The 14733-nt window shown below is 60.0% G+C and carries 14 protein-coding genes; 7 read left to right on the forward strand and 7 right to left on the reverse strand.

Features of this window, described 5'->3' with window-relative positions; translation table 11 throughout:
- Window positions 1–91 precede the first annotated feature (91 nt).
- A complete protein-coding gene (locus tag TK42_RS13135; protein ID WP_103734388.1) occupies window positions 92–997 on the reverse strand; it encodes a hypothetical protein in 906 nt (301 codons plus the stop codon).
- Between the two features lie 392 nt (window positions 998–1389).
- On the opposite strand from TK42_RS13135, the gene TK42_RS13140 reads away from it, so the two are divergent.
- Window positions 1390–2073 (forward strand): response regulator transcription factor, encoded by a 684-nt coding sequence (locus TK42_RS13140; protein ID WP_005787712.1) that lies wholly within the window; start codon window positions 1390–1392, stop codon window positions 2071–2073.
- Complete coding sequence (locus tag TK42_RS13145; protein WP_032876203.1) at window positions 2051–3442, forward strand: HAMP domain-containing sensor histidine kinase; 1392 nt, start codon at window positions 2051–2053, stop codon at window positions 3440–3442. The genes TK42_RS13140 and TK42_RS13145 overlap by 23 nt, the downstream gene beginning before the upstream one ends.
- A gap of 37 nt (window positions 3443–3479) precedes the next feature.
- Here TK42_RS13145 and TK42_RS13150 read toward each other — a convergent pair whose 3' ends face one another.
- On the reverse strand, window positions 3480–5075 hold the full coding sequence (locus TK42_RS13150; RefSeq protein WP_103734389.1) for a murein L,D-transpeptidase: 1596 nt from the start codon (window positions 5073–5075) through the stop codon (window positions 3480–3482).
- Window positions 5076–5115: 40 nt separating this feature from the next.
- Between TK42_RS13150 and TK42_RS13155 the strand changes: the two genes are divergently transcribed.
- Both TK42_RS13155 and TK42_RS13160 read left to right on the forward strand, forming a co-directional pair.
- Entirely contained in the window at window positions 5116–5829 is a 714-nt protein-coding gene (locus tag TK42_RS13155) for a murein L,D-transpeptidase catalytic domain family protein (protein WP_032876209.1), read from the forward strand.
- Between the two features lie 30 nt (window positions 5830–5859).
- On the forward strand, window positions 5860–6606 hold the full coding sequence (locus TK42_RS13160; RefSeq protein ID WP_032876212.1) for a creatininase family protein: 747 nt from the start codon (window positions 5860–5862) through the stop codon (window positions 6604–6606).
- Between the two features lie 137 nt (window positions 6607–6743).
- On the opposite strand, the gene TK42_RS13165 is transcribed toward TK42_RS13160, so the two are convergent.
- Entirely contained in the window at window positions 6744–7085 is a 342-nt protein-coding gene (locus tag TK42_RS13165; protein WP_032876214.1) for a hypothetical protein, read from the reverse strand.
- Window positions 7086–7130: 45 nt separating this feature from the next.
- Window positions 7131–7775 carry an ATPase gene (locus TK42_RS13170; protein ID WP_103734390.1) on the reverse strand — a complete coding sequence of 215 codons (645 nt, stop codon included), beginning with the start codon at window positions 7773–7775 and terminating at the stop codon, window positions 7131–7133.
- Window positions 7776–7912: 137 nt separating this feature from the next.
- Between TK42_RS13170 and TK42_RS13175 the strand changes: the two genes are divergently transcribed.
- Complete coding sequence (locus tag TK42_RS13175; protein WP_032876218.1) at window positions 7913–8197, forward strand: hypothetical protein; 285 nt, start codon at window positions 7913–7915, stop codon at window positions 8195–8197.
- On the opposite strand, the gene yfcF is transcribed toward TK42_RS13175, so the two are convergent.
- Together yfcF and TK42_RS13185 are read right to left on the reverse strand one after the other, a co-directional pair.
- On the reverse strand, window positions 8156–8788 hold the full coding sequence (gene yfcF / locus TK42_RS13180; protein ID WP_103734391.1) for a glutathione transferase: 633 nt from the start codon (window positions 8786–8788) through the stop codon (window positions 8156–8158). The genes TK42_RS13175 and yfcF overlap by 42 nt on opposite strands.
- Before the next feature lie 94 nt (window positions 8789–8882).
- The gene (locus TK42_RS13185; RefSeq protein ID WP_032880980.1) at window positions 8883–9425 is read right to left on the reverse strand and encodes a DUF924 family protein; all 543 of its coding nucleotides are present in this window, start codon (window positions 9423–9425) and stop codon (window positions 8883–8885) included.
- 71 nt (window positions 9426–9496) lie between these two features.
- Here TK42_RS13185 and TK42_RS13190 point away from each other — a divergent pair, with 71 nt between their 5' ends.
- Window positions 9497–10651 carry a DUF1624 domain-containing protein gene (locus TK42_RS13190; RefSeq protein WP_103734392.1) on the forward strand — a complete coding sequence of 385 codons (1155 nt, stop codon included), beginning with the start codon at window positions 9497–9499 and terminating at the stop codon, window positions 10649–10651.
- 401 nt (window positions 10652–11052) lie between these two features.
- Here the strand turns inward: TK42_RS13190 and metE are convergent, their stop codons facing one another.
- Window positions 11053–13341, reverse strand: coding sequence for a 5-methyltetrahydropteroyltriglutamate--homocysteine S-methyltransferase (gene metE, locus TK42_RS13195; RefSeq protein ID WP_103734393.1), 2289 nt, complete (start codon window positions 13339–13341; stop codon window positions 11053–11055).
- 288 nt (window positions 13342–13629) lie between these two features.
- On the opposite strand from metE, the gene TK42_RS13200 reads away from it, so the two are divergent.
- Window positions 13630–14727: a carboxynorspermidine decarboxylase gene (locus tag TK42_RS13200; RefSeq protein ID WP_103734394.1), complete on the forward strand. Its 1098-nt coding sequence runs from the start codon at window positions 13630–13632 to the stop codon at window positions 14725–14727.
- The last annotated feature ends 6 nt before the right edge of the window (window positions 14728–14733 follow it).

The raw sequence follows: 14733 nt of genomic DNA on the forward strand, positions 1-14733 counted from the left end.
TCGCGATCAGAATGATCACCGGAATCGGCACGCCGAGGAACCACAGCAGTAATGAGCGCATGATGCTTTCCTTAAATGAATGGGCCTTGAATTAACGAACGTAGTTTTCGGTTTCGACGTACACCACGGCATCCCGGCGGCGACCGCCGAAGGTGGCAGCGAAGCTGGCGAAGAATGCACCGATCAACAGCGCCACGAAGGTCCACAGCGAGGTATAGGCAGCCACTTTCGCGGCGGTCTCGGCGGCCTGCTTGACTTTGAGCTTGGCGTCTTCGATGGCTTTACGGGCATCGCCGTACACTTTATCGATACGCGCTTCGGCATCCGCCTGGCTGAGGTTGGTACGCTGGGTGATCAACTGGGCCAGGTAGGCACGGTCTTCGGCGGCCAGTTGACCGTCATTGCTCAGGGTCCGGGCGAAGATACGGCCGACCACGGCATGGGCCGCATCGTCGCTGACCGCGGCTGGGCGGTCATCGCGGAACAGGCTGTCGACGTAGTAGCCGAAGTCGCCGCTGTCGGCACCTTTGGCTGCGCTGCCGGCTGCTTGGGTCAAGCCACTGGCGGCGCCCGACGCAACGCTGGCACCGGCTTTCACACCACCACTGACGACACTGCTGACCGAACCGACCACCAGCATTGCCGTGATCAATGTGGCCACGGCCCACGCCAGGAAACCATGGGCGGTATCGCGAAAGTACACTTCATCGCCATGCATGTTGGCCCACTTCACCCGCAAGCGGCCGGCGATGTAGCCACCCAGGCCCGAAGCGACGATCTGGGTAAAGGCCAGCCAGACAATCGTGGAAATGCCAAGGCCCTTGGCACTGATACCGCTATCGGCCCACGGCGACACCGCCGAAAAGCCCAGGCCGAAGCCCAGCAGCACCAGAATCAGTGACAGCGCAGCCGCCGCAGCGGCCCCGGCGAAGATCGCCCCCCAGGAAACCCCGGAGAGCGTGCTTGACTCTTGCAGCGCGGATGAGGATGTGATCATTGTTGTTTTGCTCCAGGCATGAAAAATAGTGTTACAAGTCTCAAAAGGGACAGTGCAGGCACCATGCCAGTCGGCAAATAATTTAAATTCCTTGTATTTCAATAAGTTAATTAAATTGAACTTACTTAAGTCATGCAAGTTGCAAGAAACGGCCGTTAAGGGCGGGCGATATGCATTCATGTGGGAGGGGGCTTGCTCCCGATAGCACTGTGTCAGTCAACAAACTCTTGCCTGAGACACCGCTATCGGGAGCAAGCCCCCTCCCACATCGATTCGTGCCAGTCATGAACAGGTGGCAGTTTTGCCAAGATGAAGTTTTATTTAGGAAACATTCAGCAACTTCTTGGCAAAATGACGTCCACTTCTAGTGTGAACGCTCACCAGGTAATCCTATGACCCGCATTTTGACCATCGAGGATGACGCCGTAACGGCCCGCGAGATCGTCGCCGAGCTGAGTAGCCATGGACTGGACGTAGACTGGGTAGACAACGGCCGCGAGGGCCTGGTCCGCGCCGTAAGCGGCGATTACGACCTGATCACCCTCGACCGCATGTTGCCCGAACTGGATGGCCTGGCCATCGTTACCACCTTGCGCACGATTGGCGTATCGACGCCGATCCTGATGATCAGCGCCCTCTCCGATGTCGACGAGCGTGTACGTGGCCTGCGTGCCGGCGGTGATGACTATCTGACCAAGCCGTTCGCCTCCGACGAAATGGCCGCCCGTGTCGAAGTGCTGCTGCGGCGCAAAAGCACGGTCAAGGAGTTCGAAACCGCCCTGCGCGTGGCGGATCTGGAATTGAACCTGATCAGCCGCGAAGCCAGCCGGGCCGAGCAGCCGCTGACCCTGTTGCCCACCGAATACAAACTGCTGGAATTCCTGATGCGCAACACCGGGCAGATCCTGTCGCGGATGATGATTTTCGAGGAAGTCTGGGGTTATCACTTTGACCCGGGCACCAACCTGATCGATGTGCACATCGGTCGCCTGCGCAAGAAAATCGATCCCCCGGGCCTCACGCCGCTGATCCGCACGGTACGAGGTTCCGGGTATGTCATTGCTGAACCCCTCTAAGGGCTGGCGCTCTTCCAGCAGCCGCCTGCTGGCGCTGTACAGCTCGTTGTTCGTGGCGTGGAGTTGCATCCTCATGGGGGTGCTGTATTACGAGGTGTCGGGCTACCTCAGCGACCTCTCGCGCCATTCTCTTCTGCAACGCCAGCACTTGTTCCAGCGCTTCGACGGCGAAGCCCTGGTGGAAGCGCTGACCACCAGCATGACCTTCGACATGAAGGGCGTGGATGCTTATGGCTTGTTCGATGAGCAGTTTCGGCCCTTGAGCGGGCCAATCCGCACGGTACCGGCGGACCTGCCCCTGGATGGCAAGATCCACACCCTGGCCAATTGCGTCGAATCCGATGACCCCAAGCTGCCCAAGGACAGCTGCGATGCCGTGGCCACCCACACCGACGACGGGCGCTGGCTTGTGCTGGTGCGCGCCAACGGGTCGTTGTTCGGTGTGACGCGGATCATCTGGCATGCCCTGCTGTGGGCGCTGTCGTTGACCATCATCCCCGGCGCTGCGGGCTGGCACCTGCTGCGCCGGCGTCCGTTGCGGCGCATCCGCGGGATCCAGGCCAGCGCCGAAGCCATCGTCGCCGGCGACCTGACGCACCGCTTGCCGCTGTCCAATCGGCGCGACGAACTGGACATGCTCGCGGCCATCGTCAACGCCATGCTCGAACGCATCGAGAAACTGATGAACGAGGTCAAGGGCGTGTGCGACGCCATCGCCCATGACCTGCGAACCCCCCTCACCCGCCTGCGCGCACAGCTTTACCGCATCAAGCAGCAAGCCGAGGAAGACTCCGCCCACGCAGTGAAACTCGATGACGCCATTGCCGAAACCGACACGCTGATGGCGCGCTTTCGCGGGCTGCTGCGCATTTCCGAACTGGAAGATCACCAGCGCAGGTCAGGCTTCCTGGTGCTGGACCCGCTGCCGTTGCTGCGCGAATTGCATGACTTTTATCTGCCCCTGGCGGAGGAAGGTGAAATGGAGTTGGTATTGCAGGCTCCCGAATCACTGCCGTGGGTAACGGGCGACCGCGCCCTGTTGTTTGAAGCCTTGGCCAACCTGTTGAGCAATTCGATCAAGTTCACTCCGCCCAATGGCAAGGTCATCCTGCGAGCGGTCAATGATATGGGCAGTACGCGCATTGAAGTGCTCGACTCGGGGCCCGGAATTCCGGCGGCTGAACGCGCGTCGGTGTTCCAGCGCTTTTATCGGGTGGATGAAAACGATCAGCAAGGTGGCTTTGGTCTGGGGCTGTCGATTGTGGCAGCGATCATCAACCTGCATGGCTTCAAGCTCGACGTCGGTACCAGTGAGCTGGGCGGCGCCCGACTGGTGCTGGAATGTCGCCAGCAGTTGATACCTGAATAGGTCAGATGGGGTCATGAAGACCCCTGCCACATTGTGCCTAGAGCACACTTCCCATGGCTTTGATCAACACCGGATCAAGCGCATAGATATCCGGCGCATAGACCAGGCTCCCCTGGCGATCCACTTCCACCGTCCAATACCCCAACAGCACCGGCACCGGGGTGGCCAGCCTGAATTCATGGGTCAAGCCGGTGGCCAACAGTTCATCGGTACGGGTGCGTTCGGCCGGGGTCACCAGCAGGTCACGCAGCAGCAGCGGTTGCTCGACCCTCACACACCCCGAACTGAACGCCCTTGGCCCCTTGGTAAACAGCGGCTGGCTGGGTGTGTCGTGCAGGTACACCGAGAACGGGTTGGGGAAGCGCATCACGATCTTGCCCAGCGGGTTGCGCGGGCCAGCCTGTTGGCGCAGCAGGATATTACCAGGGCGCGCCCAATCGACCTGCTCGGGGGTCAGCGGATGACCTTCGGCGTCGAGTACTTGCAGGTTTTGCTGGCGCAGGTACTCGGGGTTGAGGCGGATAGCCGGGAGCTTGTCCTCGCGCATGATGGTCGGCGGGATGGTCCAGGTGGGGTTGAGGGTCAGCCGCGTGATGCGCGACTTGAGCAGCGGTGTCTGGCGTTCGGCGCGGCCCACTTGCAAGCGGGTTTGCCACACAGGGATGCCGCTCTGGTACACGCTCAATTGCGCGGCGGCCACATTGACCACTACGCCTTCAGGCTCAAGGTCCTGGGCCAGCCAGCGGAAACGCTCCAGGTTGATGCGCAGTTGCTCGCGGCGTACCGCCGGGCTGATATTGAGTTCGGCCACGGTGCCGGCGCCGATCACGCCATCGGCTTGCAACGAGTGGCTGAGCTGGAACGCCTTCGCCGCCTTGACCAGGTCGCCCTGATATTGCTTGCCGTTGGGCAACTTGGCCAGATAGCCGCCACTGTGCAGGCGTCGCGCCAACTCCGGCACACGCGGGTCTTCCATGCCGGGGCGTAACAACGGGCCACTACCCACCACGTCCCAGTGCGGTAAAGGCTGCTGGCGCAGGCTGGAATAGACGTTGCGCAGGCTGCGGTACAAGTCTGCACTTGGGCGTGCCTGGTCAAACGCTTTGGCCATGTCCTGCAAGCCAGTGGCGGCAAATGCCAATACTACGGTGTTCGGGTCCGTCGCAGGCGGTTGCGAATGCCAGAGCGGTTCATAGCGCGATTGCAGCAGGCGCCCGTAATGCAAATCGTGCAGGGCTTGCAGGTATTGCTGGCTGGTCGCGATATCGCTGCACAGCACGTTGGCCGTGGCATCTACCGCAGGCAAGCTATAGTGGGTGGGGTCCAGGCCGTCGTCGGCCAGCATCAGTAACTGGGTTTGCAAGGCTTGCCGGGACTCGTCGGCCGACCATAACGGTGCATTGCCTTGCTGCTGGTAAAAGGCTTGCAGGCGCACTTGGGCGGTGGCATCGACCCGCGAGACCAGGTGGGGGCAGACGCTGGGCAGTTGCGCCAGCGCCTGCTGTACCGGCGCCAGGTCGACGGGCGCAGGCGTGGTCACAGGTAGCGGCTCAGGCGCCAGCGCATCGGCTGTCGCGACCAATGGTGCAACGAGCAGGCAAATGCTCAAGTAACATGCGTGTTTTTTGAACAATTGACTTAGCTCCACTCCACAGCGGGGGAATCGACTGTAGATGCTGACTTTTATGCGCCACCTCGGCTTGATCACCGGGGGCCTGGCTTTACTGAGCAATTTTGCGCTCGCGGCCACTGGCACCCCACCTTCCTTGTATAGCAGCCTGGCGCGCTCGGCTCCAGAACTCAATCCCACTGTACTCAAAAGCGCCCTGAGCGCGGTGCAGTGCGCTGTCAATAACGGCGAAGAACGTTCCGATCGCCTAGCGGTTATTGACTACTCCCAGCCCTCGACCGCCCGTCGGCTGTGGATCTTCGATTTGCGCAAACAGACCCTGCTGCTGCGTGACCTGGTGGCGCATGGCGCCAAGTCCGGGGAAAACTTCGCCACCCAGTTCTCCAATCTCGAAGGCAGCCATCAATCCAGCCTGGGCTTGTTCCGCACCCAGGAAAGCTACCTCGGCGCTCATGGCTACTCGCTGCGCATGGATGGCCTGGAGCCCGGCTTCAATGACCTGGCGCGCGACCGCGCCATCGTGATCCATGCCGCCGACTACGTCAGCCCGTTGTGGAGCAAGCGCGAAGGCCGCATCGGCCGCAGCCAGGGCTGCCCGGCAGTACGCCCGCAGGTCGCCCGTCAAGTGGTAGACAAGCTCAAGGATGGGCAGTTCATGTTTTCCTGGTACCCCGACCAGCGCTGGTTGAAGTCCTCGACGTACCTCAATTGCAAGCCCCAACAAGTAGCGAGTAGTCGTACAATCCGTGGCGGATAGCCTGTCCCCACAGATAAAAGAGAGCCTCGCATGCTTCTACACACCAGCACCTGGATCGAAATCGGGCAGTTCCTGGAACGCAGCCGCACGGTCGTGATCCCCATCGGCTCCAACGAACAACACGGCCCCACGGGCCTGCTGGGCACCGACTGGATGTGCCCGGAGATCATCGCCCATGAGGCGCAAAAAAACGCCGACATTCTGATCGGCCCTACTTTCAATATCGGCATGGCCCAGCACCACCTGGGGTTTCCCGGCACCATCTCGCTGCGCCCTTCCACCTTTATCGCCGCGATTGGCGATTGGGTGCGTTCGCTGGCCGGGCATGGCTTCGAGAAAATCCTGTTCCTGAACGGCCACGGCGGCAATATCGCCACGATCGAAGCGGCGTTTTCCGAACTGTACGCCGAAGCCAGCTTCGCCCGCCGCCCGGCCGGGTTTGCGCTGAAGCTGGTGAACTGGTGGGACCTGGAAGGCGTCACCGACCTGGCCCAGCGCCAATTCCCGGTCGGCCACGGCAGCCACGCCACGCCGTCGGAGATTGCGGTGACGCAGTGGGCTTACCCGCAGTCGATCAAGTCTGCCGATTACTCACCGCAAATTGCCAACACCGGGCCGATCCGCGAGGCGCTGGACTTTCGCGCGCGCTTCCCCGATGGCCGCATGGGTTCGGACCCGGCGCTGGCGACGGTGGAGAAAGGCGGTGAGTTGGTGGCGTTGGCGGCGCTGGGGCTGATCAAGACCGTGAGCAGTTTCAGCAACGAAGCCAAACCCTGATCCGAGTGTTGGTCCAAATGTGGGAGGGGGCTTGCTCCCGATAGCAGTGTGTCAGTCAGCTCACCTGTAGCTGACGCACCGCCATCGGGAGCAAGCCCCCTCCCACATTTTGAAATGCATTACCTTTCAGAGCGGGCTTACTTGCAGTCCTGGGCCGCCTGCTCAAGCCGCGACGGTTTGATCGCCGAGGCCAGCGGTTTGCGCTCATACAGGAACACCTTGGTGCCGTCCTGGGACTTATAGGCTTCCAGCACATCATCAGCAGCAATCTTGCTGGTCAACAGCACCTTGGCGTGACGCGAATTCTGCGTCACGGTCGAGGTGATGCCGTGTTTTTCCAGCTTGGGCAATACGCATTGCACATAGCCTTCTGGGGTCTTGTCGGTTTGCAGGGTCAGCGATGGGGCATTGGGAGCCGTGATACAACCGGTCAGCAACGAGGCTGCAAAAGCCAGGGCCGGAGCGAAAAAAGAGCGCATACAGATTCCTGAAAATAACCAATAGGGTTCACATCCACTCGCGAATCAACCTGCGCGAACCAGGGCCTTGAGCGACACATCGAACTGCTTCAGGGCATCTTGCTGTACATCGCGCTGCTGCTCGATCAGCGCGGCAATCTCCGGCGCCGCCTTGCCGTGCACCCACACTGACGGCACTTGCCTGTCCACCGAACCTTCGGCCTTGGCGATGTATTGCAGGTTCGCGTCATAGAAGCGTGCTGCAAAGCGTGCCTCGACCCGGTCGTTACGCTGGGTCAGCAATTGGTTATGGGTATCGAGCACCACCACCACATCCGGATGCGCCTGCACCATGTCATCCAGGCTGCTGTAGACCGTCACCGAGAAAAAAGCGCCCTGCAGCGAGTTCATCAACCAGTCGATGGCCAGCTCGGGATCGGAGCTGTTGACGAACGCCTGGCGAATCCGCCCATCCAGAGCATCCTTGGCGCCGTTAAGTGCCATGGCATGGTAGCGCTCAAGGTAGATGAGGTTGTCGCGGGTATTTTCGCTGAACAACACCCCTACCCTCTGGGTGCGTTGCAAGGATTCTACGCTAGCGGCCAGCGGCAGCAAATGGCCTGTACGCAGCTCATCGGCAATCGCCGGGGTGGTCATGAGGGTGGTGCCCAACATCAGGGCCATTAAAGTAAGCTGGATAATCGTCCTCATCGCGCATTTCCTTGAGCTGCGTCTGGATGAGCAGATTCTGCGCGCTTGGCGAAAAAACAGAACTTGTGATCCTTGATGGTGACTATCATTTGAACCGATAGTGTCAGGCAGCCCATAAAACCTATAAGGACCCCGCCATGAAGCCCTACCAGAAAACCTTCGACCGTATCCGCGATGCCGTACTGCCGGAATTTCGCGAGCGGGTCGCCGATTACCTGGTCGAGTATGAAGAAGTGTTGCTGGACCCAAGTGCCGACGCCAAACAACGCTCGGCCAGCGCCCAGCAACTGCGTGGTTACCTGCGGGGCTTGAACACCATGCGGGTGCTGGGCATGGCCCACTGGGAGGACCTGGACCGACGTGTCGAGGAAGAGTGGCAGCTAGAGCACAGGCCGTCGCAGGTTGACCCACTCCCGCACTGACGGCCGTTGCCACTGGCGTTGCGCGTACATCACCAGCTCGGCCGGCACGGGGTCGCCGTTGAGGATCAGGCGATTGAGCATCACCGCCAGGTCTACATCGACGATCGACCACTCGCCAAACAAATGCTCAGGGTTGCCTGCCAGGAGAACCTGCGCCGCGCCGATCAACTTACGCGCAGCAGCCTGAGCCACCGGCGATAGAGGCGGCATCTTCTGCCCGCAGAACACCACCAGCGTCGAGCGTTCCTGGCGAATCGGCAGCAAGTCGCTGCGCAACCATGCCTGAACCTGCCGCGCCCTCGCCCGCTGCTGCAGATCAGCCGGGTAAACGCTGATCTGGGGGTACGCCTGGTCCAGGTACTCAGTGATTGCCGAAGATTCCGACAGCGTAAAATCACCGTGCTCCAGAGTCGGTACCCGTTGGGTCAGGGAGCGCTGGGCGTAATCTGCCGACTGGTTTTGCCCAGCATCCAGGTCCAGGGGGACCGTGTCGAACGTCAGGCCTTTTTCCCGCAGGGCAACGAACACCGACATGGCGTAGGGGCTGGTGAACAGCGAATCAACGTAGAGGCGCAGCGGGGGTTGGCTCATGGGCTATCTCCGAAGATGAAACGCCACGCTACGAGATTCAGGTCGATAAGGACAATGCAGGGTTTTTATGGGGGCATTCCTGATGGGAATAGCATCAACCAGCGAAACCACCCGCTTTGAGGAACAGGTGCTCCTGCTCGGTGGTGACCCTGCCCAACACCGCATTGCGATGGGGAAAGCGCCCAAACCGCTGGATAATATCGGCATGTTCCCTGGCCCAGTGATAGGTGCTGGCGTCCAACTGCTGGTTAAGCACCAACGAGCGCTGCTGGTCTTGCGGGTCTTCCGAATGCTCAAACGGTAAATAACAAAACGCGCGTAACTGGGGATCGATCTGTTGATCCAATCCGGCGTCCACCATCTGCTGCGCATACAGACGCGCCAGCGGGTCGGTGGCGAACATATGCGCAGTGCCGCGAAAGGCGTTGCGCGGGTATTGGTCCAGCAGGATCAATAACGCCAGTGCGCCGTCGGCCGTGGCCAGCCAACCGTCCAGCTCGCGCCGCGCGGCTTGCATATGGGTGGCGTGGAAGGTGTCGCGAAAGGCTGTATCGAAGCCATCGTCCTTGGCGAACCAACGCTTGGGTCCCGCCTGTTTCCAGAATTCGATCACGGCCTCGGCTGATTGCGTCTTCATGCTGATCATCATGTGCCTCAATAAATGTTATAGGATAACGTCAATTATTTGCCCGCTTGTGATTCCCACTTATGACTGACGCTACTACCTTACGCCAACGCCTGCAGTCCATCGACGCCCTGCGCGGCCTGGTGATCCTGTTCATGCTACTGGACCACGTGCGTGAAACCTTCCTGTTGCATCGCCAGGTCAGCGACCCCATGAGCATCGACAGCACCGAGCCTGCGCTGTTTGTCAGCCGCACCCTCGCCCATCTCTGCGCGCCGGTATTTGTGTTGCTCACTGGATTGTCGGCGTGGCTGTACGGCCAGAAGTATCAGGGGCGACGCGATGTGTCGGCCTTTTTGTTCAAACGTGGGCTGTTTCTGGTGGTGCTGGAATTCACCTTGGTCAACTTCGCGTGGACCTTCCAGTTGCCGCCCAGTGTGATCTATATGCAAGTGATCTGGGCCATCGGCGTGAGCATGATCGCCCTCGCAGCACTGGTGTGGTTGCCGCGCCCGCTGCTGATCAGCTTGGCGCTGATGATCATCGCCGGGCATAACCTGCTCGACGGAGTGCACTTTGCCCAGGATTCGGCGTTGCAGAGTGGCTGGTCAATCCTGCATGAGCGCAGCTGGATCGAGGCGTCGGAAAACCTGCGTCTGCGCGTGACTTATCCGGTGCTGCCGTGGATCGGTGTGATCACCCTGGGTTATGGATTCGGGCCATGGTTTGCCGCTACCGCATTACCGGCTGTGCGTCAGCGTCATTTGCTGATCGCGGGCGTGGCGGCATTAATGGGTTTTGTGCTGCTGCGGGCAGTCAATGGCTACGGCGAGCAGCCTTGGTACGTGTATGACAATGGCGTGCAGACCCTGATGAGCTTCTTCAACATCACCAAGTACCCGCCGTCGCTGTTGTTCCTGGCGTTGACGTTGGGGGTTGGGTTGTTGCTGTTGCTGGCATTCGAACGCGCTGGGCATAAGCGCTGGATTGGCGTGCTGGCGGTGTTTGGCGCAGCGCCGATGTTCTTTTATCTACTGCATCTGTATGTGTTGAAGGTGCTGTATGTCGCCTGTGTGGCGTGGCTTGGGCTCAACCACGGCAACTATTTCGGCTTCGACAGCATCGGTGCGGTGTGGCTGACAGCTTTGGTGTTGCCGCTGGTGCTATACCCGCCGGTACGTTGGTTTGCCGGGCTCAAAGCGCGCCGGCGCGATATCGCCTGGCTCAAGTACCTCTGACCTGACGCGGCTCAAAATGTGGGAGGAGGCTTGCTCCCGATAGCGGTGGATCAGTATCCAATTCCTTGGCTGAACTACCGCTATCGGGGCATAGGTATCTACACAACTTTGTAGCTGCCGACCGTAACCACGATGCGAAGCGAGCCGCTCTTGATCTGCTTTTGATCTTGATCTTAGGCGCCCCCCCAAATCAGTGTCGGATTACGGGCACACCGAGCCTAAGCGAGGTGCCGAGTGGTGGGGCAAGAGCGTTTTTGCTTTTGCGCTTTTCAAAAGTGAGCCGCTGTAAAAGCGGAACCAATATCAGCCGTTACCGCAGGAATGGATATGTACTCGGTATAACTGTGTCGGCTGTCACGCCGCCATCGGGAGCAAGCCCCCTCCCACACTTGCAGACAATATCAGGCCAATTCGGCGCGCAGTTGGCGGGCGGCGGTGACCATGTGAATGAGCGCCGCCTCCGTCTCCGGCCAACCGCGGGTCTTCAAGCCGCAATCGGGGTTGACCCACAAACGCTCTGCCGGAATCCGCTTGGCGGCCTTGCGCAGCAAGTTAGCCATCTGCGATACATCCGGCACCCGTGGCGAGTGGATGTCATACACACCGGGGCCGATGTCGTTCGGGTAGTCAAAGGCTTCAAAGGCATCAAGCAACTCCATGTCCGAACGCGACGTTTCGATGGTAATCACGTCGGCATCCATCGCCGCGATCGACTCGATCACATCGTTGAACTCGCTGTAGCACATGTGAGTGTGGATCTGGGTTTCATCGCGCACACCGCAGGCGCACAGGCGGAACACTTCAGTAGCCCAGTCCAGGTAGTGTTGCCACTGCGCCTGGCGTAACGGCAACCCTTCGCGGAACGCGGCTTCGTCAATCTGCACGATCTTGATGCCGGCGGCTTCCAGGTCCACCACTTCGTCACGAATCGCCAGGGCCAGTTGCCGGGCCTGCACTTCGCGGCTCACATCTTCCCGCGGGAACGACCACATCAGCATCGTTACCGGGCCGGTCAACATGCCCTTCAATACCTTGTCGGTCAGCCCCTGGGCGTAGCGGATCCACTCCACGGTCATGGCTTTCGGGCGGCTCAGGTCACCGAAGATCACTGCCGGCTTCACGCAACGAGAACCGTAGCTCTGCACCCAGCCGAAACGAGTGAACGCGTAGCCATCCAGTTGTTCGGCGAAGTACTCGACCATGTCGTTACGCTCGGCCTCACCGTGCACCAGCACATCCAGGCCGAGGTTTTCCTGCACCTGGACAGCGTGCTTGATCTCGCTGTGCATGGCTTCGACGTATTCGGCTTCGCTCAACTTGCCAGCCTTGTACGACTGGCGCGCCAGGCGGATCGACGCGGTCTGCGGGAACGAACCGATGGTGGTGGTCGGCAACAGTGGCAGGTTCAGGCCGACGCGCTGCTTCTCGATACGCTGGGCAAATGGCGACTGGCGCTGGCTGTCCTGCTCGGTGATAGCGGCAACGCGGGCTTGTACGGCAGGCTTGTGGATCCGTGTCGATGCCTGGCGAGCAGCCTGTACGGCACGGTTTTCAGCCAGGGCGGCAAGTACAGCGGGTGCCTCGGGCTGGTCGACAGCCTGGGCCAGCAGCGCCACTTCTTCGCACTTTTGCACGGCAAAGGCCAGCCAGCTTTTCAACTCGGGATCCAACTTGTCTTCACGGCCCAGGTCGACCGGGCTGTGCAGTAACGAGCAGGACGCCGCGACCCACAGGCGATCGCCGAGCTTCTCATGGGCATGCTGCAACGTGGCCAGGGCCTTTTCCAGGTCGCAACGCCACACGTTGCGGCCATTGACCACGCCCAGGGACAACACCTTATAGGCCGGTAAGCGATCCAGGATGGTCGGGTACTGTTCCGGTGCTCTCACCAGATCGATGTGCAGACCATCCACCGGCAAGTTGGCCGCCAGGCCGAGATTTTCTTCCAGGCCACCGAAGTAGGTAGCCACCAGTTTTTTCAGCGGGTCCCGCTGGATCAGGTTATAGGCACGCTCAAACGCGTTCTTCCAGTCCTGCGGCAAGTCGAGCACCAGGATCGGCTCATCAATCTGCACCCACTCAACGCCCAGGTCCGCCAGGCGCTGGAAGATCTGCCCGTACAGCGGCAGCAAGCGCTCAAGCAGATCAAGCTTGTCAAAAGCGTCGCCCTTGGCCTTGCCCAGCCACAGGTAGGTCAGTGGGCCAATGACGACAGGCTTGACGGTGTGGCCCAGGTCACGGGCTTCCTTGACCTCTTCGAACAGTTGATCCCAACCCAGGTGGAACTGCTGATCGGCGCTGAACTCCGGCACCAAATAGTGATAGTTGGTATCAAACCACTTGGTCATCTCCTGGGCGTGAGCACCGCCGCAGCAGTTGTCACTGACGCCGCGAGCCATGGCGAACAAGGTGTGCAACGTGGCGTGGCCATCGGCCGGGCGGAAACGCTCGGGGATCACGCCAAACATCAGCGAGTGAGTCAGCACCTGGTCGTACCAGGCGAAATCACCAGCGGGCAGCAGTTCAATACCAGCCTGTTTTTGCAGCGCCCAATGGGTCTTGCGCAGGTCACGGCCAACGGCGCGCAGGCCGGCTTCGTCGAGCTCGCCCTTCCAGAACGCTTCCTGCGCTTTTTTCAGTTCACGATCGCGTCCAATGCGCGGAAATCCGAGGGAATGAGCGACTGCCATGACGTAAAGCTCCAATGTCGATGTTTATGGCGCTCATTGTCGGCAGTCGGCAATAGTGAGACAAACTCATTTAATTCTAGATCATCACAAGATCCATTCATGTTCGTACGACTGCGCATTGCCCATAACCGCACTGGCAGTTATTACCGTCATCCTAACGAACGGTCACACTCGTTCCGTATGCTTAAACGCAAGCGCGCAATTTCCGCCCGCTAACCTTTCGATCTGCCCCAAGTGCGGGCACAATGCGTGTCCTTTTTTGGCAGGCACCGCCGCAGGCTCTCAAAAATGATCAAAACGCCGTACTACCTCATCGATAAACAGAAGCTTCTGGTCAACATGCAGAAGATTGCCTACGTGCGCGAGCAGTCCGGCGCCAAGGCTCTGCTGGCGCTCAAGTGTTTTGCCACTTGGTCGGTGTTCGACTTGATGCAGCAATACATGGACGGCACCACCTCGTCGTCGCTGTACGAGTTGAAGCTCGGTCGCCAGAAGTTCGAAGGTGAAGCGCACGCCTACAGCGTGGCCTGGGCCGACGATGAAATCGAAGAGATGCTCGAGAACTGCGACAAGATCATCTTCAACTCCATCAGCCAGCTGCAGCGCTTTGCCGAGCGCAGCGAAGGCAAGACCCGTGGCCTGCGCGTAAACCCGCAGGTGAGCAGCTCCGATTACCTGCTGGCCGACCCTGCGCGCCCGTTCAGCCGCCTGGGCGAGTGGGACCCGGTGAAGATCGATGCCGTGATCGATCAGATCTCCGGCTTCATGTTCCACAACAACTGCGAGAACGGCGACTTCAGCCTGTTCGACAAGATGCTCGGCACCATCGAGGAACGCTTCGGTGAGCTGCTGCACAAGGTCAAATGGGTCAGCCTCGGCGGCGGCATCCATTTCACCGGTGAAGGCTATGCGCTGGACGCGTTCTGCGCGCGCTTGAAGGCGTTTTCCGAGAAGTACGGCGTGCAGGTGTACCTGGAACCCGGCGAAGCAGCGATCACTAATAGCGCCTCCCTGGAAGTCACCGTGCTCGACACCCTCTACAACGGCAAGAACCTCGCCGTGGTAGACAGCTCCATCGAAGCCCACCTGCTGGACCTGCTGATCTATCGCCTCAACGCCAAGCTGGCGCCGAGCGAGGGCGAACATACCTACATGGTGTGCGGCAAATCCTGCCTGGCCGGGGACATCTTCGGCGAGTATCAATTTGATCGTCCGCTGGCCATCGGCGATCGGCTGTCGTTCATCGACACCGCGGGCTACACCATGGTCAAGAAAAATTGGTTCAACGGCCTGAAAATGCCGTCCATCGTAGTGAAACAACTCGACGGTACAGTCGAGGTGGTTCGTGAATTTGGTTACGACGACTACCTGTCCAGCCTTTCCTAAGCTGGC

This window comes from Pseudomonas sp. GZJR-8 (genome assembly GCF_002916705.1).
Lineage (GTDB): Bacteria > Pseudomonadota > Gammaproteobacteria > Pseudomonadales > Pseudomonadaceae > Aquipseudomonas > Aquipseudomonas synxantha_A.